This is a genomic window from Desulforhopalus sp. (assembly GCA_030247675.1).
Classification (GTDB): domain Bacteria; phylum Desulfobacterota; class Desulfobulbia; order Desulfobulbales; family Desulfocapsaceae; genus Desulforhopalus_A.
On the sequence record JAOTRX010000006.1, the window covers coordinates 36,069 to 56,716 of the forward strand.

General features: G+C 53.7%; 17 protein-coding genes. 5 read left to right on the plus strand and 12 right to left on the minus strand.

Going from position 1 to position 20,648, the window contains the following annotated elements:
• Positions 1 to 390 precede the first annotated feature (390 nt).
• Positions 391 to 1,719 carry a YdgA family protein gene (locus tag OEL83_13485; GenBank protein ID MDK9708048.1) on the plus strand — a complete coding sequence of 443 codons (1,329 nt, stop codon included), beginning with the start codon at positions 391 to 393 and terminating at the stop codon, positions 1,717 to 1,719.
• A 123-nt stretch (positions 1,720 to 1,842) separates the two neighbouring features.
• On the opposite strand, the gene OEL83_13490 is transcribed toward OEL83_13485, so the two are convergent.
• Both OEL83_13490 and OEL83_13495 read right to left on the minus strand, forming a co-directional pair.
• Positions 1,843 to 2,724: a universal stress protein gene (locus tag OEL83_13490; GenBank protein MDK9708049.1), complete on the minus strand. Its 882-nt coding sequence runs from the start codon at positions 2,722 to 2,724 to the stop codon at positions 1,843 to 1,845.
• A gap of 109 nt (positions 2,725 to 2,833) precedes the next feature.
• Positions 2,834 to 5,518 carry a GNAT family N-acetyltransferase gene (locus OEL83_13495; GenBank protein MDK9708050.1) on the minus strand — a complete coding sequence of 895 codons (2,685 nt, stop codon included), beginning with the start codon at positions 5,516 to 5,518 and terminating at the stop codon, positions 2,834 to 2,836.
• A 250-nt stretch (positions 5,519 to 5,768) separates the two neighbouring features.
• Here OEL83_13495 and OEL83_13500 point away from each other — a divergent pair, with 250 nt between their 5' ends.
• The gene (locus OEL83_13500; protein MDK9708051.1) at positions 5,769 to 6,908 is read left to right on the plus strand and encodes a transglycosylase SLT domain-containing protein; all 1,140 of its coding nucleotides are present in this window, start codon (positions 5,769 to 5,771) and stop codon (positions 6,906 to 6,908) included.
• A gap of 8 nt (positions 6,909 to 6,916) precedes the next feature.
• Here OEL83_13500 and OEL83_13505 read toward each other — a convergent pair whose 3' ends face one another.
• The 6 genes from OEL83_13505 to ilvY all read right to left on the minus strand — a co-directional run bounded on the left by OEL83_13505 (position 6,917) and on the right by ilvY (position 12,232).
• The gene (locus OEL83_13505) at positions 6,917 to 7,588 is read right to left on the minus strand and encodes a hypothetical protein (GenBank protein MDK9708052.1); all 672 of its coding nucleotides are present in this window, start codon (positions 7,586 to 7,588) and stop codon (positions 6,917 to 6,919) included.
• A 137-nt stretch (positions 7,589 to 7,725) separates the two neighbouring features.
• Entirely contained in the window at positions 7,726 to 8,469 is a 744-nt protein-coding gene (locus OEL83_13510) for an alpha/beta hydrolase-fold protein (protein ID MDK9708053.1), read from the minus strand.
• Complete coding sequence (locus tag OEL83_13515; protein ID MDK9708054.1) at positions 8,459 to 9,637, minus strand: carboxylate--amine ligase; 1,179 nt, start codon at positions 9,635 to 9,637, stop codon at positions 8,459 to 8,461. The genes OEL83_13510 and OEL83_13515 overlap by 11 nt, the downstream gene beginning before the upstream one ends.
• Before the next feature lie 12 nt (positions 9,638 to 9,649).
• Positions 9,650 to 10,567 carry a cation diffusion facilitator family transporter gene (locus OEL83_13520; protein MDK9708055.1) on the minus strand — a complete coding sequence of 306 codons (918 nt, stop codon included), beginning with the start codon at positions 10,565 to 10,567 and terminating at the stop codon, positions 9,650 to 9,652.
• A gap of 7 nt (positions 10,568 to 10,574) precedes the next feature.
• A complete protein-coding gene (gene surE, locus OEL83_13525) occupies positions 10,575 to 11,333 on the minus strand; it encodes a 5'/3'-nucleotidase SurE (GenBank protein MDK9708056.1) in 759 nt (252 codons plus the stop codon).
• Positions 11,330 to 12,232 carry an HTH-type transcriptional activator IlvY gene (ilvY, locus tag OEL83_13530; GenBank protein ID MDK9708057.1) on the minus strand — a complete coding sequence of 301 codons (903 nt, stop codon included), beginning with the start codon at positions 12,230 to 12,232 and terminating at the stop codon, positions 11,330 to 11,332. Before ilvY ends, surE begins: the two co-directional genes overlap by 4 nt.
• Positions 12,233 to 12,400: 168 nt before the next feature.
• Here ilvY and ilvC point away from each other — a divergent pair, with 168 nt between their 5' ends.
• Together ilvC and OEL83_13540 are read left to right on the plus strand one after the other, a co-directional pair.
• Entirely contained in the window at positions 12,401 to 13,873 is a 1,473-nt protein-coding gene (gene ilvC, locus OEL83_13535) for a ketol-acid reductoisomerase (GenBank protein ID MDK9708058.1), read from the plus strand.
• Positions 13,874 to 14,135: 262 nt separating this feature from the next.
• Positions 14,136 to 14,519: a helix-hairpin-helix domain-containing protein gene (locus tag OEL83_13540; GenBank protein MDK9708059.1), complete on the plus strand. Its 384-nt coding sequence runs from the start codon at positions 14,136 to 14,138 to the stop codon at positions 14,517 to 14,519.
• Between the two features lie 115 nt (positions 14,520 to 14,634).
• Here the strand turns inward: OEL83_13540 and OEL83_13545 are convergent, their stop codons facing one another.
• The 4 genes from OEL83_13545 to OEL83_13560 all read right to left on the minus strand — a co-directional run bounded on the left by OEL83_13545 (position 14,635) and on the right by OEL83_13560 (position 18,767).
• Positions 14,635 to 14,964, minus strand: a complete 330-nt coding sequence (locus OEL83_13545; GenBank protein ID MDK9708060.1) for a hypothetical protein — start codon at positions 14,962 to 14,964, stop codon at positions 14,635 to 14,637.
• Between the two features lie 121 nt (positions 14,965 to 15,085).
• Complete coding sequence (locus OEL83_13550; protein ID MDK9708061.1) at positions 15,086 to 15,244, minus strand: rubredoxin; 159 nt, start codon at positions 15,242 to 15,244, stop codon at positions 15,086 to 15,088.
• A gap of 281 nt (positions 15,245 to 15,525) precedes the next feature.
• Positions 15,526 to 17,187 (minus strand): M14/M99 family metallopeptidase, encoded by a 1,662-nt coding sequence (locus OEL83_13555; protein MDK9708062.1) that lies wholly within the window; start codon positions 17,185 to 17,187, stop codon positions 15,526 to 15,528.
• A 17-nt stretch (positions 17,188 to 17,204) separates the two neighbouring features.
• A complete protein-coding gene (locus tag OEL83_13560) occupies positions 17,205 to 18,767 on the minus strand; it encodes a L,D-transpeptidase (protein ID MDK9708063.1) in 1,563 nt (520 codons plus the stop codon).
• A 1,291-nt stretch (positions 18,768 to 20,058) separates the two neighbouring features.
• Between OEL83_13560 and OEL83_13565 the strand changes: the two genes are divergently transcribed.
• Positions 20,059 to 20,625, plus strand: coding sequence for a DUF4388 domain-containing protein (locus OEL83_13565; GenBank protein MDK9708064.1), 567 nt, complete (start codon positions 20,059 to 20,061; stop codon positions 20,623 to 20,625).
• Positions 20,626 to 20,648: the final 23 nt, after the last annotated feature.

A 20,648-nucleotide genomic window follows, 5' to 3' on the forward strand; every position in this document is an offset into this window, starting at 1 on the left:
GCCAGGTCCCTCTCATAACACATCAAAAAATCCCGGGGACCGATTATCGCGGCTTTGCCTCGCAAGGTTAGAGGCATCAAAACGAAAATCTTCGTTTCGATGCCCTTTTTAATTATTCTGCATAAAAATAGATGGACTTCTTTTGAATGAAGCAATTAAACATTTTTCGTTATAGACAATGAGCGGCACTTGATTGTTCCTTCTTCCTCCGCCATTTTTGCCCCATTCGCAACCGAAAATTGTTGAGTGTGGAGTAAATTCCGGATAGGGTGAGGCACGTCGTTGCCGGGGTGGGCAAATGGTTTGCTCAGAAATAGGACTAACACCCCGGATGCAAAAGATTATATAGAGAATAACGGTGAATTTTACCAGGTTACCTGAGGAGAAGATATGAAGAAGATTATTATCGGCGTCGTGGTGATCCTTGGGATTGCCGCGGTTAGCGCCCCATTCGGCAGCGGCATATTGATGGAGCGGGTGGTCCGCGACACCTTTGGCAATGCCAATACCATGTATGCGAGCAGCGGCCACGACACGAGCATTGAGATCGTTCGCTATGACCGGGGATTCAGTTCTTCGGAGATTGAGTGGAAGGTCAAGTTCGGAAAAATGAAGGCCCTGTACGGCTTTGATGAGATTGTCTTTGTTGACAGGGCGGAGCATGGCATGGGCGGCATTGTGTCGAAAACCAGTCTTGAGAAAAACCCCTGGTATACCGATTTTATCAGCAAAAAGCTGGGCGGCAAGGACCCTCTGCATATCACCACCGCCTACAAGCTTGCCGGGGGGATTGAGTCTACCCTTGCCAATGACAGCTTTTCCATGCCGGCGGCGGACGGCAAGGCGGTGACCATCAAACCGGGGAAGGTGGTTGTCGCCTGCGATAAGGGCCTCAAGCACTTCACCTCCGAGGCCTCCTGGGAGGGATTGGGGCTGGAGGGTCAGCTGGCGGTTGGCGGGGTGTCGATGAAGTCGGCCCTGACCATGATCTCGCCGTTTATCTGGGATGGCAATGTCTCCATGGGCCTGAAGAATACCCAGATTGATGACAACAAGGGGCATCTTGATCTGACCAATCTGAAGATCGATTACGTTCTGAACTACGATAAGGACAAGAATACCTTATCAGCCAAGGCGGAATACGGTGTCGACACCGTCACCCTCGGGCAGGAGAAGATCAGCAATATCTTTGCCCGGATTGGTATCAGCGGGTTGGATGCCAAGAATTACGAAGAATTTATGAAGACCTACACCTCAACGGTCAGTGCCATGATGGGTGATATCGCCGCGGCCAAGGACGACCCGGAGAAGATGCAACAGCTCCTCGACAAGAAGATGGCGGTGGTCGGTTTTCAGATGGTTGCCCTAGGTGAAAAGCTTCTCACCAAAGGGCTGGAGCTGCAAATTTCCGACCTGCGGTTCCAGGCCCCTGAGGGCGAAATTAAAGGGGATGTGACGGTCAGCCTGAAAAAAGACATGACCTTTGCCCAGTTTGTTCCGGTGGTCAGTCAGCCGTCTCTGGCCCTCGATATTATTACGCTGCGCTCAAATCTCAGTCTGCCGGATAAACTGGTGGGCGATGACCCCATGCTGTTTGCCCCGATTTATCCGGGGATGCAGACCGGTATCTTTGTCAAAAATGGCAACATGGCCGTGCACAAGGCCGAGACCAAGGATGGCAAGTTGTTTGTCAATGATAAGGAATTGGTACTGAAGTAGCTGCTTTCCTCGGCCGGCAAAGGGTTCATACGACCCTTTGCCGGCCAAGTTTTCCATCCCCCTCTCCAAGAACCACGGGGCTCCATCCGAGGGCCTTCAGCCACAGCGGCGGGCCTCTTTACTTTACGGGCAGCACCACAGTGCAGCCTTTTCAACTTTACTGATCAATTTCGTGGTGATGCCTCCCGCTAGGGTAAGTTTTTTCGCCACCTCCTGTTTCTCACCGAACATACCCACGGCGATCACCGCATAGCGGCCCTTCTCCGCTTCACCGTTGATTGTGCCGGGGACGCTCAGACCGCGTACCGTCTTGCGGTTGATGCGGCTGGCAGGAATCGCATGTTCCCGGAGAATTGTCTCAGCCCGGTCGAAAATAGCCTGTGCCTGGCGGCCGGATCCGGTCTCGACATGGAGCAGGGTGATGTTCTGCTGTTCCTGTTCGGTGAGGATATAACCGACATGGTCGACCGCCCGGTAGGCGTTTTCCGAGCCGTCAAGGCAAACCAGAACATTCTTCCGGTCGTCAAGCGGCTCGGGACAGATCCACAGCGGAGTGGTGCAGCCGCTGTCGCTGACTATCGCCCGGGCAGTCTCGTCGGCCGGTCTTTCAAACATAAATTGCAGGGCATAGGAGGCTCGCCTGCCGAGAATGATAGCATCATAGAGGCCATTTGCCCCTTCAAGGAGGATATCTTTCACCTTGCCATAGCGTTCGACACTGGCCTTGGTCATGACCTGGTCAATGGCCACCCGTTTCCCGGCGAGGAGTTCCTTTGCCTTGTTGATCGATTTTCGCGCCTGGGGAGAGAGCTGGGCCTGGGGGTCGCCACTTGGGCCCTTCCACATCTGGTTGAGGGTCCGGTTCATGTCGTTTTTGTCCTGCTGACAGATATGCAGAAGGGTCAGCTGGTATTCCGAGATGGTATTGAAAAAGGAGCAGAGAAAGCGGACGCCGTAGAGGTGTTCAACATCGTTGCTGATGGTTACCAGAAAATGTTTTTTCATACTATCCATGCTCCTTCAAATTCAGGATGCGAGGAAATCTGCCCCCTTTTCGACATAAAAGGTCGACCTCCTCCAAGGTTTTCCGGGCAAAAATCGTGGGGTGGCCCGGTTAGTCCTCCAATTCCGCCTCTTTGAGATCGATGGTCAGATCAAAGGCCCCCTCTTCATTATTGTACTTGATGGTAAAACCGCATTTCTTGCCGAGTCGCTGCATGTGGGTGTTTTCCGGCAGGACCGTCCCCCAGATTCGTTCCATCCCCTGCTGCTTGGCAGCTTTCAGCAGATTGAGCAGAAGCTGCGCACCCACCCCCTGTCCCTGCCAGGGGTCACCGACCATGATCGAGAATTCGGCATGTTCGCCTGTTGGGTCAGTGATGATCCGCGCCACCCCGAGCATCTTTTCCGGTGTCGACGACACATCGAGGGCAACAAGGGCCATATGCCGGTCATAGTCAATCTGCGTCAGCATCGCCAGCATCTCCGCCGAGAGCTCCTTCATGTGGCGGAAGAACCGGTAGTAAACGCTGGTGGGCGACAGGGTCTTGAACAGCTCGACAAAGAGGCCGGCATCCTCGGGCTGGATTGGCCGAATGAGAAGGTGCCGGCCATCTCTGGCGGTGGTGCAGAGTTCGTACTGGGCCGGATAGGGGCTGATTATCAGGTGCAGGGGTGAGGGCTTCGGTGCCGGCCGCAGGAGGATGCGCGCGTCTACCGCGATCGGCCGGCTGTCTTTGACGATGACCGGATTGATATCCAGTTCGGCGATCTCGGGAAAATCGATTGCCAGTTGGGAGAGCTGCAGGAGCATATCCTCGAGGGCGGCCATATCGGCGGCAGGGCGATTACGATAGCCCTGGAGCAGCCTGAAGACCCGGGTTTCTTCCATAAGGCGGCGAATCAGCAGGCGGTTGAGGGGCGGCAGGCCGAGGGCACGCTCGCGCAGTACCTCAGTAAAGATCCCACCGAGGCCAAAGACGATGACCGGGCCAAAGGCCTGGTCACGTTTGATGCCCATCAGCAGCTCGTAGTCCGGATGGGCGAGATAGGGTTGGACCGACACCCCCTCAATCATCGCCTTGTCGTTGTAACGTTTGGCTCCGGCCATGATCCGCTCGTAGGCGGTGAGGACCTCGGCGGTACTGCGTAGATCAAGCTGCACGCCGTCGGCATCGGTTTTATGGCTGATGTCCGGGGACAGGATTTTTAGCGCCACCGGCCAGCCGATCTTTGCAGCCGCCGCTGCCGCAGCCTGGGCGGTGTCAGCGCGTTCAGTTGCGGTGACCGGGATGCGGTAGGCCTGGAGGATTTCCTTGGTGAGGGTCTCGGTGAGAAAGCGGCCGTCGCTGAGGTCGGTCCGATCAATGATATCTTGAACCCGTTGCCGGTCAAAGTCGAGCCGGCGCTGGAGACGCGGCGGAATCTCCATGGCCATCGCCAGGTTGCGGGTATGCTGGGCCATATAGGTTAAGGCCTGTACTGCCCGCTCAGGGGTGGTGTAGGTGGCAATACCGGCGTCGTTGAGAAACTGCACGGCAGGGGCGATATCCCGGCCGCCCATCCATACCGCGACCACCGGGTAGGAAAGGCCTTTCAGCAATGGTGCCAGGGCCTGTGCCACATGGAGGGGATCGATGAGGGCTTGCGGCGCCAGAATGAGCATCAAGCCATGCAGGCCCCCCTCCTTACTCAGGATGGTCACCGCCTTGGCGTAGCGCTCTGCGTCGGCGTCGCCGAGGATATCCACTGGGTTCTGGTGGCTCCAGTACGGCGGGAGAACGCCGTTTAGGGCCTCTATGGTTGCGGTGCTCAAGGTCGCCGGTTCCAGGCCGTAGCGGGCCATGGCATCGATGGCCATGACGCCGGGGCCACCGCCGTTGGTGATGACCGCCATGCGGCGTCCGGCAGGCCGGGGCTGTTTGGCCATCAGTTCGGCGCAATCGAAGAGTTCTTCAATGCTGCGCACCCGGATCACACCGGCCCGCTTAAAGGCCGTGTCATAGACCGCGTCCTCGCCGGCCAGGGCGCCGGTGTGCGAGGCGGCGGCCTGGGCGCCGGCGGGGCTGCTGCCGGCCTTAAGGACGATGATCGGCTTGATACGTGACACGGCACGGGCGGCGCTCATGAACCTGCGGATATTCGACAGCTGTTCGATATAGAGCAAGATGCTTTTCGCCGCCGGATCGCGGCCAAGATAATCGAGGACATCGCCGAAATCGACGTCGAGCATCGAGCCGACACTGATAAAGTGGCTGAAGCCGAGACCTTCCTTGAAGGATACATCGAGGATGGCGGCACACACCCCGCCGCTTTGCGAGGCAAAGGCCAGGTTGCCGACGTTTGGCATGCCGGCGGCAAAGCTGGCATTGAGCCGGAAACCGGGGACCATTATCCCTAAACAGTTTGGCCCGAGAATGCGAATTTTGCCGGCCGCGGCCTGGGCGATCCGTGCCTCGATGGCCTGGCCTGCTGCCCCGGTCTCTTTGCCGCCGGCGGAGATGATGATCGCCGCCGGCACCTTGGATGCCACACACTGGCCAATGATCTCGGGGACTTGATTGATCGGCACGGCAATAAGGGCGAGGTCGATGGGGGCACCGATGTCTCTGACGGCGGCAGTGGCCGGCAGGCCCATAATCTGCCGGTATCCGGGGTTGACGGGGTACAGGCGCCCTTTGAACTCTCCTCGTACGAGATTGTCCATGAGGGCCGTGCCGATGCGCCCGGGACGTTCGCTGGCGCCGATCACCGCTATGGCAGAGGGGCGAAACAGTTTATCGAGGTTATGGATTGACATATTGGCTCCTGCATTGAGGGAATAAGCGAGAATTTCCGGTCACCGGGCAAGTGCATATGACAATGAAAACTTTAGCAAAAAATCAGGGGACTTTCAATAAGCCATGAAAAGATCGTGGTTTTGAATGGTTTTGGTAACCAGCTCTTTATCGCTTTTAAGTGAAAAGATTGTAATTGACCGGCCAGCCGCCGTCGAATAAGGTCTGAAATCCGGCAAGACTGGTGCAAGGCAGGGGCTACCCTCCCGCGACATGGCACTTCAACACATCGATTTGTTTTCTTTTTTTATGGCTGAAATACTACCCGTACAAACACCGGTCGCCCCAGCGCCGAAAAAGCGGCGCAGCACATCGCAGCGGTCAAAAGGCCCCCGTCCAGGACGGAAAAAGGGGCGTCGCGGCAAGAAAAAACCGCCGCTCAAGCTTTGGCAAAATTTCTTGTTCATCGCCCTGGAGGCCCTTGGCTTAGCGACCGTCGGGGTGGTGGCCATCGTCGTTTTGCTTGGTACTTTTGCCAACAGATTCTCAGGGACCAGTTTACTGCACAACCTCCTGCCCTTTGCCGGCGGCATACTGCTGTGCATCTTTGTGGCGGCGGTGCTCCTTAGCCTCTGGAAGGAGGCGCGGCGCTGGTTGCGCAGCCGTTTCATCTGGCTCCCTCCGGCCCTGGTTGTTCTGGTGGCAGTGTTGATCGGTGTGTTCGTGCCGCGGGAATACTTTACCAGCACCTTCGGCTATTACCGGACGCTGGTTGGCGGTAAGGAGGAAGCGGGGCGGGTGACCCTTGCCCATCAGGTATACGCTGCCTATCGCCGGCTGGAAACGGCGCAATTGATCCGAATGGTAGGCCGGTCCGGTCCCTATGCCGAGGCCATCGACGAAGCGGCGGCGGTGTATAAACTTGATGCCGATCTTCTCAAGGGCCTTGCCGCCACCGAATCATCCTTCCTGTCAAGAACCAGCTCGGATGGCGGCCATGGGCTTTTTCAGATCACCCAGGCCCCGGCAGCGGTGGTAGCTGCGGTCAACCGGATCTTTCCGGAGGACAGCCGGCAGATCGCCGAGCCGCGCTACAATGCCTTCCTCGGGGCGGCCACCCTGCGCCACTATCTGTCGGAGATGAAGGACGACCTCTTCCTTGGCCTGCTCGCCTATAATATAGGCCCGGCCAACGGCGGCCTGCGTTTTATCATGAAGCAGTACGGGGCGACCGACTTCATCACCGCCCAGCCCTACCTGCAGCAGCTGCCCCGCGATTATCCTATCCGTGTCCTGGCCTACTCCCTGGCCTTTCGCGTCGAGCGCCTGGAAGGGAAACTTCTGGCCTACGAGGAGGGGCGAAATGCTTTGCGTATCCAGGCGCTTGGCATTCCAGGGATAGATTCTTTGTAAACACTAAGTCATTCCTTAGTCGCAGCAATTCTCTGTCTGAGCTTCTTTAATTGTTCACCCAGGAATTGGAGCAGGTCCCCTATCTCCGGAAAGAGTTGCCCAGCGTAATCATAACACTTAGAAAACAGGCAAAAGGTCGGAATTGCGGCAACGACGGCAATGATCTCCCAGCTGGAGAACGCGTATTCCGTGTAGTACAGATAATAGCTGACCAGTGCGGTCAATCCCGGCCCCCAAAACAGCAGCCGTTCCAGGACATTCCGGGAATAGAAAAGACAGCGGTTGACATGCAAAACCTGACCTACAGCAGCGAGTGCCATGCACAGGACAAAGGCCGACAGGGTTACCTTGGCGGCGAGGTGGGATGCCTGATAGCTGAAAATTTCATTTATGGTAGCAACGCGCTCGGGAAAGGAGAGGGCAAATTCTGTGCCCATAGGGGTTTGGTTATATAATTTCCACAGGGCGAAAGCGGCATATAAAAGGAAGGTGGAGAGCAGCCAGGTTGCCGTCAAGAGCAGCGCCGCTTCGAGAACAATACTGAGAAGATTGCGGAGATACATAAGGACATTACGCCGCATGGAGTACAAATTGTGCGGATCCTGGAAAGGATAGTAATGATCCTCATCCCTCCGCCCCAGAATGAAAGCGACGATCTTTGCAAAGATATTGGATTTCAATGAATTACCGGGATATTTTCAGCCGTTGAAGGCGTATTTTGAGTACCTGTTCAGCCAGGGGTGGAAGGCTTGCCGCACTGGTCTATCTGCCGCTGTCGCTCTTCGTCTCCAACCATAACAGTGGATGGATATCGCCATTAAAGATGCGCCAGAAAGTGGTTCATCTGCTTAAACCACCACGGCCAGTCATGGTTGACATCGTGGCCCCAGATATCGATCCAGGCGGGAATACCCTTGGCCTGGCAGATGGCCTGGAGGGCGCGGGTGTCCTCCAGGGCCTCTTCGTCCCAGGCGCCTTGGCCGACACTGATCATGATCCTGCCCTGGCGGTAGTTTTCCAGCAGCCAGGGTTCGGTCAGGCCGGCCAGGTAGGAGAGGGGGGAATTATAGTAGACCGCCGGGATGTCAGCGGCGGAGAGGTTAAATTCCCGGCGGTCGAGGCGGTACAGGCCGCTGCAGGCAATCGTCCCGGCAAAGAGTCCGGGGTGTTTGAAGAAGAAGTTGACGGCGTGGTAGGCGCCCATGCTGCAGCCGTTGGTGATCGGGCGGATTTCCGGCGTGCGGCAATGGTCGCGGATAAAGGGCACGACCTCGCTTACAATATAGCGGTCATAGGCCTCGTGGCGGCCGTTTCGGTCGGCCGGCGACAGGTCGAAATTATACCACGACTGGCTGTCGACGCTGTCGACACAGAACAGTTTGATCTGTCCGCCATCGATGAAGTGGTCAATGGCGCCGATCATCCCCATCCCCTCATAATCGAAATAGCGACCGCGGGAGCAGGGGAAGACAAGGAGCGGCGGGCCATAATGACCGTAGATCTTCAAGGCCATCTCCTGGCCGAGACTTGGACTGTACCAGCGATGCTCTTCAATGTGCATGGTGATGCTCCTCCGCGGGTGCCTGGATAAAAGCGGTTATCGTCCGGATGTCGTCCATTGCCGGTGAGCGGAAAATATAGCCGATATCGCCCAGGGCGCTGCTAAAGACGCCGGGGACGCTTGCCACCTGGACGATGAACGAGCCGTATGTGGCGAGGATCTGCTCATGGCTATGGCGATAGCGGCAGGAATTTTTGCGGCTGGCGTAGCAGCAGTGGTATTGCCGCGTGAAGGGAGTGTGGCGGCCGGCAACCAGCAGTTCCGCCCAGATCCGGTAGATATCGATATCGCAGGCGTAGTTGAACATATCGGTGGTGTAGCCGCCGGGCGGGCGGATGTTGACCTCCAGGGCGACGTATTCGTCAGGCGAGGTCTCAAAGAATTCGATATGGAAGAACCGCTCGCGGACATCGAAGGCCTTGACGCAGGTGCGGCCAAGAGCCTCAAACCTTGGCGGCAGATCGCGGAGGGAATGGTAGCTGATATGCTGGCCCTCGTTGACGGTCTCCATGATCCCTTGGCTAAAGGTGTGGCTGGTATGGAAGACAATCTCGCCGTGGCCATCGGTAAGGCCGTCGAAAGACACGATGGTGCCGGCGACAAAGGCCTCGATGATATAGTCACCCACCGGTTTGTTGGCAAAAAAGGCCGACAGGTCGGCATCGTTATTTAAACGAAAGGTGTTCAGGGCGCCGACCCCGCCATCCGGCTTGGCGACCGCCGGGTAGCCGATCTCGGCGATGAGTGCCCTGGCCTCGTCTTCGTTTGCCACCACCCTGCCGGCGGCAACCGGGACCCCGGCCGCCCGGAAGATTTCTTTCATCGCCGACTTACGGCGGATGGTGTTTATGGAATCGCCGCGTACCCCGAAGATATTGAAGTCGTCTCGTAAACGCGCCTCGGTCTCCAGCCAGTATTCGTTGAGGGAATCGAGTCGATCAATCTTGCCGTAGTGGTGGGTGAAATACCCGAGGGCGCGAACCAGTTCATCGTAGTTATGCATATCGCTCACCCGGTAGTATTCGGTCAGCGATGCGCGTACCGTCTCCGGCAGCTGGTCAAAGGGAGCGTCGGCGATTCCCAGTACCGCCGCGCCGCAGTTTTTCAGCTGTCGGCAGAAAAGGTGATAGTGGGCCGGGAAATGCGGCGAGAGAAAGACGACATTCATGATCTGGTCCTCTTACGGCGTAGCGTGGATGGTGGTGCCGGCCGCCTGGACGGGGTGGTAGTGGACAAAGACCCGGCGTATGAAGTCGATGTCCCTGACCAGGAGATCCTCGACCAAAGTGGCGATGCGGTCACCCTCGGCGACGGTGAGCGCTGGAGACACGCCGATGGTGATATTGAGCACCATATACAGGCCAAATCGGTGGCCGTGGATTTCCTCGACATCAAGGACTTCGTCGAGTTCCTGCATCTTATTGCGAATTTCCTCGGTAAGCTTCTGGCCGGGCAGGGTGTTCATCAGGTCGGCCGCCGATTCGCGGATGATTTCTATTCCGGTCATCAGGATGATAATCGACACGACGCCACCCGCCAGGGGATCAACAAAGAGATAGCCCATTTGCCCGAAGAGGATGCCGATGGTCGCGGCCAGGGCCGAGAAGATGTCGTTGCGGTGGTCGGCGGCCAGGGCCAAGAGGACATTGTTGTTGGTTTCCTTGCCGATCTTGTTGGTCCAGGCCGACAGCCAGATCTTCATGACAATGGTAAAGAGGGCAATCCACAGGGCCAGCCGCGAGGCCCCGGCCGAATCGCTGCCGTGGCTGAGGAGGTCGTAGACGCTGCTGATTGATGACCAGAAGATCGAGATGGCGGTGGTGATGACAAAGGCCCCGACCACCACCGCAGCTATCGATTCCAGGCGGTCGTGGCCATAGGGATGCTCCTGGTCGGCAGGCTTACTGGAGATTCCCATGAAGATCTTGACGACGATGCCGTAGGCTACGTCGGAGGTCGAGTTGATGCCGTCGGCGAGCAGCGCCGGACTGTGGCCGATGATGCCGACGCAGGTCTTGAGGACTGCCAGGAGGGCATTGGCGGTCAGGCCGACGTTGACTGCCAGGATGCCTCTTTTATGTCGATGATTGGTGGTCATGCCGTTCTCATGGTGTTTCAGGATCCTCCAGCAGCCACTTTTCTTTCAAAAAGGTTATCCCTGCATGGTTAGTGAGGTCGAGTTGAATGGGGGTAATGGACACATCACCTCCGGCAAAGGCGTGCACGTCGGTGTCTTCACCTGGGTCGGTGACCGGGGTACCGCCGCCGATCCAGTAATGCTTGCTGCCGCGCGGATCGAGGGTTTCGTGGATGGAGTTTTCCCAGAGCCTGCGTCCTTGGCGGGTCACGCGGATTTTCTTATAGGAGCTGCCGCTCGGCACATTGATGTTCAGCAGGGTGTCGCCGGGCAGGGAATTGCGGAGGATGATTCCGGCCAGATACACGGCGATCTGGGTCGCTGCCCGGTAGTCGTAGGGCGGTTCGCCGCCTACCGAGATGGCCATGGACGGTATGCCGTACATGGTGCCTTCAATGGCTGCCGACACGGTTCCCGAATAGGAGATATCGTCGCCGAGATTGGCACCGGCGTTGATTCCCGAGACCAGAAGGTCGGGGCGAACGGTGAGAATCTTTTTAAGACCGACGGCAACGCAGTCGGTGGGGGTGCCGTCAATGGTATAGACACCCTTTCTGACCTGTACCACCTTGAGGGGCCGGTTCATGGTCAGGGAGTGCGACACCGCCGAATTGTCGCGGTCCGGGGCGATGACGACGGTACGGCCGAGTGGCGCGAGCGCCTGCTGCAGGGCCTCGATGCCGGGGCTGTGGATGCCGTCGTCGTTGGTGATGAGGATTGTTTTCATGGGTTGTGTGGGGAGGCCTCCACCATCTCTTGTTCGACAATTGCCCAGAAGGATTGCACCACCGGGTTGCGTTTATTTTTTATCAGGGTGCAGATGCCGACGGTAAACGGTGTCAGTTGTGGCGACAGCTCAATGCACTCCACCTCGGATTTCAGGTAGCTGTTTTCCAGAACCAGCAAGGGAACTATGCCGATGCCGCAACCCATGCTGACCATAGCGATGATCGCCTCGTTGCCGGAGACCTGGGCATAAATCTTTGGGCGAATCTCTTTCTCGGCAAACCATCTTTCTCCGCGGATACGGCTCAGTCCCTCCGCCGGCAGGATCACCGGAGTTTTTTGCCAGTCTATCATATCTTGGTCATATTTGATAAGCTCAGGATAGGATTTTGCTGAGATAAATACCAGGGGTGTCTGTAAAAGTTCTATACATTCAATGCCATCGGGTCGCCGGTCTGGGAGGGCGGCGACGGCGATATCGACCTCACTGGTCTGCAGTTTCGGCAGGGCCTTGGCGGCATCGCCGGTCTGCACATGGATGGTGACCTGTGGATGGGTCTTGCGGAACCGCCCGAAAATTCGCGGCAGGATGGAAAATATGGCGGTAACCGAACAGTATAAGGTGAGCTCGCCGCGCAGGGCGGTGTCACTCTTCAGATGGTTCTGGAGAATGTTCCACCGGCCAAGGGTCTCCTCGCAATATTCCTTGAAGTGCAGGCCTGCCGGGGTAAGTCCTACCGAGCGGTTGTTGCGGCTGAAAAGGGCTTTTCCCACCTCGCTCTCCAGGCGCTGGATGGTCCGGGTGAGGCCCGACGGGGTGATGTTACACTCAACGCTGGTGCGGCCGAAATGTAGGCTGGTCGCCAGATGTTTAAAGAGTTCCAGTTCGCGGATATTCATCGGAGGGAAGCAGTTCAACTCACTGTGGAAAGGTAATTGTTGCAATATTTGCAATACAATATCACGAATAAATCACTTGACGCAACAGGTGTTTCCCAATATATCAGATGGAGCGTTACCGATGAGCGGTTGAGCCACGAAAAATAATACAGATACAAGGAGATAAAAATGGGTGAAAATTACTTTAATACCTTGCCGCTGCGTCGGCAGATAGAGGAATTGTCGAAGTGTCGTTTTATGGACGTGGAGGAGTTCGACGGCGTTGAATACCTGCGCGGCAAGAAGATTGTCATCGTTGGTTGCGGTGCCCAGGGGCTGAACCAGGGACTCAATCTCCGCGACAGCGGCCTTGATGTCGCCTATGCCCTCAGGCAGGCGGCAATCACCGAAAAGCGTCAATCCTGGAAGAATGCCACCAGCAATGATTTTAAGGTCGGCACCTATGAAGAGCTCATTCCCTCCGCCGACTTGGTGATTAATCTGACCCCCGACAAGCAGCATACCAAGGTTGTCTCTGCTGTCATGCCGCTGATGAAAAAAGGCGCCTGCCTTTCCTATTCCCACGGCTTCAATATTGTTGAAGAGGGTATGAAGATCCGCGAGGATTTAACGGTTATCATGGTTGCCCCGAAGGCCCCCGGCACTGAGGTCCGTCAGGAATATAAGCGCGGTTTCGGCGTGCCAACCCTCATCGCCGTGCACGGTGAAAACGATCCGAACGGCGAGGGCTGGGATATCGCCAAGGCCTACTGCTGCGCCACCGGCGGCGATAAGGCCGGCGTTTTGGAGTCCTCCTTTGTCGCTGAGGTGAAATCCGATCTCATGGGCGAGCAGACCATTCTCTGCGGCATGCTGCAGACCGGTTCGCTGCTTTGTTATGACAAGATGATCGAGCAGGGCATCGACGCCGGCTACGCCGCCAAGCTGGTGCAGAACGGCTGGGAGGTGATCACCGAATCCCTGAAACTGGGCGGCATCACGGCGATGATGGATCGGCTTGCCAACCCGGCCAAGATCAAGACCTATATCCTCGCCGAAGAACTGAAGAATATCCTCCGGCCCTTGTTTGAAAAGCATATGGACGACATCGCCTCCGGCCATTTCTCGAAGACGATGATGGCCGATTGGGCCAACGATGACGCTAACCTCCTCAAATGGCGCAAGGAAACCGGGGAGACCGCTTTCGAGCGGGCGCCATCCACTAGCGTTGAAATTAAGGAACAGGAATACTATGACAAAGGCCTGCTGATGATCGCCATGGTCAAGGCCGGGGTGGAACTGGCCTTTGATACTATGGTCAGTTGCGGCATTAAAGAGGAATCCGCCTACTATGAGTCCCTGCACGAGGTACCGCTCATTGCCAATACCATCGCCAGAAAGAAACTCTACGAGATGAACGTGGTCATCTCCGACACCGCCGAGTATGGCAACTATCTCTTTGCCAACGCCGCTGTGCCCCTCCTCAAAGATTTTATGAATACCGTTGATACCGATGTTATTGGTAAAGGCCTTGATCTGGTTGATAACGGGGTTGATAATCTCGATCTTATCCAGGTCAACGAGGGAATCCGCTATACCGTCATTGAGGAGGTGGGGGAAGAGCTTCGTTCGCATATGAGTGCGATGAAGCCGATTATGTAAGGCTCAAAATAGATATTGCCTGTGGATAGTGCGGGAGGTCGGAAGCTACGGTTTCGGACCTCCCGTTTTTTTTCGCCACTTTTAAAAAAAATTCACAGGCAGGGCGTACGGTGAGAAAATTGTAAGAACGGGCTGATATGGTGGGGCAACAATGATGATGAAGTTGTCGATTGTTGGTCAAGGTAACGACTTCCGGAGGGTAACACCAGGAGGTCAAGGGACGTCCGTCCCACTCAAAATTCTTTCAATTTCAGGAGGTTTTATGAAAGCTTTGCATCTGTTCGTGGCTGTACTTTTCACCTTCACCCTGTGTTTCACCGCGGTATCCGGCAATGTTTTGGCGGCAACCGACAAAAAAGAGGTCGTTGCCCCTGTTGACAAGGCCGAGGCACCTGTGAAGGTTGCGCCAAGCGATAAAGGCGGTGCGGTCAAAGCTGCTAAGGGAATTCCCAAGGACGTCAACATCAATACAGCCGATAAGGATACCCTGGTTCTCTTACCGGGCGTCGGTCCTGCGACTGCCGAGGCAATCCTCGCCTATCGCAAGGAAAACGGCAATTTCAAGAGCGTTGATGAACTGGTTAAGGTGAAGGGAATTGGCGATAAAAGCCTGGCAAAAATAAAGCCCTTCCTACAAACCCTGTAATCGTTTCTAAATCCTCATAGGTCTTCTTCATCAGGTCAATAGAGTTGTATTGCCTGAAGGCCAGAAAAGGCCGTGGGGAAAAGGCCCTCTCCGTGCAAGAGAGGGCCTTTTATGATTACTCGATATCTTCCATGTCGCGGCCGCAGCATAACGGCACGGCTCCACCGCTTTTTACCTTCATGTATTTATTGCAGGTACTGCAGTAATATGTGGCGTCTCTCGGCGCTTTTTTATCGGCTGAATACACTGTGGCACCGCCCTTTACCCCTTCAATATTAAAGCGGGCAAGGGTATCTACTCCGGGTACGTATTGGCCCATTGGGACCAATTTTTTATTATTGCCGTAGCAGTCGATAACGATCTTCCAGAGAGTGTCGAGGCTCGACATTTCTTGTTGCGATTCCGGCGTAATTTCAACGACGTTTCTATCTACCGATATCTTCATCCGTGCACCCCTCGTTGTAGGCGGTTACAAGCTGAGTTGAGCAGTTGGTCTGCTCATACGAAACATATGCCCGTGCCGTATACCCAGCTGTTTTTTAAGTGAGCTTTCAATCGCGCATTGGCTACGCATACTTCCAGAAATCCTCCTTGGCGGCGCCACATTTTGGACAAACCCAATCGTCGGGGACATTTTCCCAGGGTGTGCCTGGTTCAACTCCATGCTCAAAATCACCTTCCGCCGGATCGTAAATGTAACCACAAGGACATTCCCATTTCTGCATCACACCCTCCTCATTAAATACGTGAAAGTTACCTCATACAAAAGCATTCGCCTATTGCCCTTCTCCTGGAGGCAGTCACTTTGCTAGCCCTTCTTTACACAAATGAAATGATAATCCAAGAGGCAGGTTAAGAACTTTGATGCTTATGATAATAGGAATGATTGTTAATGTCAAGTGAGGTCTAAATGAATGTAATGGGCAGAAAAAAAGGCGCAGACTAAGAAAAAGTGAGGGGATGCGAAAGGCAGGTGGTTGCTGTGCACTTTGCAACAAGCGTCGAATTAATTGAGTTTAAGCCAGAAGCTCCCGATTTCCTTGTTGTTGTAGGTGGCATTGATGGGATAGCGAAGGCCCTTTTTATCCTCGGAAAAGCGAGATAACAAATCATGCTGAGGGTAAAGAGGATAATTGATGTCGTTGCCGTCATTTTTGGCTTTGGACGGGGAGAAGCCTTTTAAATTGGCCATGATCTGATTGTCGAGCTTGCTGATATTTGTTCGTACTCCTCGGATAATTAAAAGTTTATCTCTGGAAACAACGATTTCTTCTCCCTCGGAAACGGCGACCAATTCGCCGTTGACATTCAGCAACAATTTTTCGGCGCGAAGTTCGACCGGAAGATTGTCTTGCTGCTTGGAAGAAGGCGCACTCTTGCCGGGGCTCATCTTATTTTTGGGGCCCTGGCTGACATCGGTGGTTTGTGTCTTTCCGGATTTGATGACAATGTTGATGAAGCCACAGGTCTCGGCATCCTTACGGATAAGCACCTTTGTCGGCGATGCGATGTGGAAGGGTAATTTGGTATCATTATGATTCCCCATATTAACAAAATCAGCAGTCAGTCCCCTGTTAAAATTGGCAATTATATCGGTCACAATAACCTCATCCCCGCTATCGATTGGCAGGTCTGCGCCGTTTGATACGGCATAGGGCAAGCCACCATTGACTCGCACCAGGACATAGTCCAGTTTAGTATTTTCAGAGTGGAGACCAGGGGTTTCCGGGATGATGCCAAATTCTTCCATAAAGGCATTGATCACCAATTTCTGAAAACCGACCTTGGCCGAATTGGACTTTATTGATTTCGATGTTTCCACACCAAAAGCCGGAATTCCCTCCTGGGTAAGGGCGTAATAGGTCGCCGATTTGCGTTGTTCGAGGTGGCGTGTGGTTTCGGAGATAGTGTCGTGATTATTGGGCTGGAAGTGGTAACGGTTGTTATCAATCTGCTGGTTGACCTTTTCGACAACCTGTTTGGCGAGGGACTCTAGGTTGATCGTGGTTTGTTTTTTGTCACTGAAATAGGTTTTTGCATCAAAGATGATCGATTGTCCGAATCGATCAGGATTCTCTATGTCACTCTTCCATTCTTGATTGTAAAAACCCGATCCCTCGTGGAGGTTGAGTAGGCAGTCCGCTTCGCCGATTAATTTCTTTAAAATGGTGACAATTTCCTGTTCCATGTTTTTGTCGGCATCAGATTTCTCTGAGAATTTGCGGTTCATATCACCGGTCAGGCCGTCACGCTGGTTCAGCAAAATGGAGTAGAAGTTAGCTCGGGGGACGACGATGAGGTTGCCTTTTTTTAAACTGATATCGGCGTACAGGTCGGCGGTCAAATATCCCCCCGGTTCATCTCCCTGAATCCCGCCGACAAGCATGATGGTCTTGCCAGGCTCCTTGCCATAAATCCGGTAAATATGCAATTCGTGTTCGGTGTTGGCGAGGTGGACGTCATGAAGGCTTTGGTGTTGGTAGGTGTCGGCAGAGCTCGTCGCGCAATGGAGTGTTGTACCAAGGGTAACGATTCCGCAGGTGACCAGCCAAAGAGCCGTGGATGGGAAGGTTGCACCTTGAAAATATTCCCGAATACTCGTTCTTATCCCCAGTGGATGGCGGAAAAATGACAAGGAAATATTTAAAATACATAATAAATTTAACATAATGAGTGTTTTGGCTGTTAGATGATCTCGTTTTCGATCATCCAACGATTTTTCTTGTTAACCAGTTGCAGCGTTTTGGTGCCGCTGCTCTGGATTTGATCGGATTTGTATATTTGCTGAAAGGTGACATTGGCTCCTACAGGTGTCCATTCGATGGATACGTCGCGTATATTTACGGTGATATACTTATATTTCTGATTTAAATACTGCTTCTTGGCCCGCCATTCCTGCCTGTTCAGATTGCCGCTTTTAAAGGAGGGGCTGTAGCAATTGATATAGGAATCGATGTCTTTGGCAACCCACGCGGCTCGCCATTTTTCCACAAAAACCAGCAGATCTTGATTTTTATCTTGGCCTTTTTCGGCAGCTGGTTTTGCCCCTGATGGTCGAGTTGACTTACTGCCTGGATCGTTACTTTTAGCCAGGACGGGGGCGGGCTTGGTCGCTGGAACGACCGGTTTCACTGCCGGAACGGTTGGTTTAGGACTGCTATTTTCAGCGACAACCATAGTATCTGCATTGGCTTTTTCGACAAGGTCGGTTTTTGTCGGACGCACAGCGAGAATCTTCGGTGTGGTATCCTGCTGTTGGACGGCATACAGTGTACGCAAGTTACCAGAGGGCAGCTGCGCAAGGTAAGCGCGTTTCCGCTCACTGTATTGGGTGAGTTTGTCGTCAAACAGGGTGTAGTGGACCGAGACGACGATTTGTTCACCGCGTTTGATGTACGAAAGGGACTTAATGTTGTCGATGGGGACTTTTCCAGGATTAACAGACAGTTTTTCAAGTGCGTCTTTGAATTGGGGACTGTTTTTCTGTAGAAGTAGATTGTCGCCGAGGACGAGTTCCGACTCGGTGTCGAGGATAATGATGGGGATTGAATTGACGGTAAGGTAGGGAGCCAGTTCATCCAGATCAGTATTGTTAAGAGTTATGCAACCGTTTGTACTGTTGGCAATAAGTTTTTTGTTCGTGCCGTGGATGAAGATGCCGTCTCCAAGACGTCCAGCGTGGGTATCAAAGGCGTTTGGATAATCAAGGTGAAAGGCGCGGCTACCGAATACGGTGATTCGTTTATCTTCGTAGATTTCAGTAATATGGTAGATGCCTTCAGGTGTTCGAGCGTCACCGCTGGTCTTTTTTGTGCCGGCATTTTCACCGGTTGCACAGGGGAATTCCTTGAGCATCCGCAATCCGTCTTTTTGTTCAAAAAGTTTAAGGCGTTGATGTTTTTTCTCGACGACCAGAAAGTGGGAGGGGCCATCGGGGAGGTAAAAGAACAATTGCAGCTGTTCCGCAGGTTCGGCGGTTTGTGCCTGCGGATGCAACACGCTTGCAAAAAGGAGAAAAACGGCAAGCATAGTTGACAACAAAAAAGGATGGCTATCTAATCTCATAATATATTGCAATAATTTTAAATCGTTACTGTTTTCAGAAATTAATACAGTTCGGGAAGGATTCGCAATATGTTGCCTTCTGATTGGCAAAAGATCGAAAAAGATCCCGGTGTTATGCTCAGAGCCCTCTGTGAATACAGGTATATGCCTTGTGGAAACCGAAAAAGATGGTTTGGAAAGCAATGGTCCTGCCCTTCGACTGCCCAACTTAGCTTATTCGCATGATTTTGACAAATTCTCTCGGATCGAAATACAGAAATTTTCTTGGATTGGCAAGGGTGCTATACCAGGGCTTGGGAAAGTGCCGGGAGCCCAGTTTGCCCATGTTAAGGGCGGATGATAAGACTTGTGCCATCCAGGAAATGACGCGCATGTGTTGTGCAAAAGAAGCGTTGGCAGGAACCTAAAGCAGTTAGGAGATACGTTCCCAGTGGGCCTTTGCCATCCGAGGTGTGCAAGTTGTTCAAAATGGTCAACTGCCGGCCATTGACTGTGTTGGGATAGGTTGTCTGGATAATTGATGATTATCAAATTATCTCCAGAGGTTGAGTCGTCTTGAAATGCCTTGCGCGGTGGTCAATTATCGGCTAGGTTTAAAGGAAGAGAGGGAGATACTCGAAGCTTCCCATTCACCCAACAAATACCTGTGAGTTGCCGTCGTATATCTTATATGCGCTTCCCATCACCATGAACAGTGGTTGTAACTCCTTTATGCGGGATGGTATGCGGGCGTTTACAAGTCGCAATTGGAATGAACCGCCAACATATTTCAGCGCTTGAACGGAAACGCTGAGAGTTTTGAAGCAGCATTGATGATTGGACAATTATGAATTAATTGTAGCGGTTAGTACAGTGCCTAACAGCGCTGTTCTTGACATGGAGAGCAAAGCGCAAACTCCGTTGCTGAAGTCGATTACCGCTGCAAACGCTTTGGATTCATCTTGTCTTTACCATTCGATGGCCAGAACCTGGGAAGAAATGACGGAGACCTGCCTCTTTATTATAGTCACCGGGAATATTTCCCGGTGATACTGGGTGGCTAGTCCGTACGCGCTGGACCTCCTTCAGGTTATGGGAGGAGGTATCTCCATGCTGGCCGACTATCTCTCTGTTGCGCTTCGATCGCTTAATGGGATTACGGGATGCAGCCAGCCAAGATGCTTCAACCGGGCAGAAGACGGAGTCTGAACGCAGTGATAAGATTAGTGTTCTCGCTTGCGGTTCTTGCATAAATAATCGATGAGGAGTAGCATACTTGTGAGATGCATTAATTGCATATTGCGATTGTGGCATGTATTGCTGTACCTTTTTTTGATAAGGTTTTGAGTAGGTCAGACAGAAGAATGAGATTGTCATCTGGCCAAAATCGGTTGCAAACTGGCAAAAGTGAGAAATGAGGGGTTAAAGACACTGGGTGTCTAGAGAGGGCGGTGTCAGTCTCCATACGGCGGGTGAAAAACTACGGAAAAGGTAAATGACTATGAACCAGGATTATATTCCTTTCTCTGAAATTATTCTCGAAATTGGCAAGATATGTAAGCAGAAAGCAACCGGTACATTGTTTGTGTCGACGAGTGACAACCGCAGTGCCCAAATCATGCTCGATAGAGGTGAGATTGTCTTCGTCTTCTTTTCAGGCAAACGTGGCCAGGAGGCCCTCATGCTGATGTCAAAGATTGAAGAGGGCCGCTTTCGATTTCAAGAGGGAGGAGTTGTGGCGCGCCGTATGGCGTTGCCGTCCAACCAGGAGATTCTTCAAGCATTGAGTGGCGCCCCCAGTCAGAGTGTCACCTCTTCCTGGGCAGCGCCGGCAGTGCCAGAAAAAAAGGCCCCTACCGGAGGCGGTCTGAGTGCCGAGCAGAAAAGCGTTCTCGAGGCCTGCATGGCCGATTGTATTGGCCCCATGGCTGCAATAATCTGCGAGGACCATTTCAGTTCGATAGGGGATCTGAAATCTGCCATCGAGGCCCTGGCCGAGGAGATACCTTCTGCCGCACAGGCCAAGAAATTTAGGGAGATGGTTGCCGAACGTCTGGGGTAACACCGCTACGTTTTGAAGCCCCG

Coding starts and splice junctions, on each gene's coding strand:
- OEL83_13490 (MDK9708049.1), bottom strand. CDS start 2,724: ATGAAAAAACATTTTCTGGTAACCATCAGCAACGATGTTGAACACCTC.
- ilvC (MDK9708058.1), top strand. CDS start 12,401: ATGGGTGAAAATTACTTTAATACCTTGCCGCTGCGTCGGCAGATAGAG.
- OEL83_13565 (MDK9708064.1), top strand. CDS start 20,059: ATGACTATGAACCAGGATTATATTCCTTTCTCTGAAATTATTCTCGAA.
- OEL83_13485 (MDK9708048.1), top strand. CDS start 391: ATGAAGAAGATTATTATCGGCGTCGTGGTGATCCTTGGGATTGCCGCG.
- OEL83_13520 (MDK9708055.1), bottom strand. CDS start 10,567: ATGACCACCAATCATCGACATAAAAGAGGCATCCTGGCAGTCAACGTC.
- OEL83_13555 (MDK9708062.1), bottom strand. CDS start 17,187: ATGTTAAATTTATTATGTATTTTAAATATTTCCTTGTCATTTTTCCGC.
- OEL83_13550 (MDK9708061.1), bottom strand. CDS start 15,244: ATGCAGAAATGGGAATGTCCTTGTGGTTACATTTACGATCCGGCGGAA.
- OEL83_13515 (MDK9708054.1), bottom strand. CDS start 9,637: ATGAATGTCGTCTTTCTCTCGCCGCATTTCCCGGCCCACTATCACCTT.
- ilvY (MDK9708057.1), bottom strand. CDS start 12,232: ATGAATATCCGCGAACTGGAACTCTTTAAACATCTGGCGACCAGCCTA.
- OEL83_13540 (MDK9708059.1), top strand. CDS start 14,136: ATGAAAGCTTTGCATCTGTTCGTGGCTGTACTTTTCACCTTCACCCTG.
- OEL83_13495 (MDK9708050.1), bottom strand. CDS start 5,518: ATGTCAATCCATAACCTCGATAAACTGTTTCGCCCCTCTGCCATAGCG.
- OEL83_13510 (MDK9708053.1), bottom strand. CDS start 8,469: ATGCACATTGAAGAGCATCGCTGGTACAGTCCAAGTCTCGGCCAGGAG.
- OEL83_13545 (MDK9708060.1), bottom strand. CDS start 14,964: ATGAAGATATCGGTAGATAGAAACGTCGTTGAAATTACGCCGGAATCG.
- OEL83_13500 (MDK9708051.1), top strand. CDS start 5,769: ATGGCACTTCAACACATCGATTTGTTTTCTTTTTTTATGGCTGAAATA.
- surE (MDK9708056.1), bottom strand. CDS start 11,333: ATGAAAACAATCCTCATCACCAACGACGACGGCATCCACAGCCCCGGC.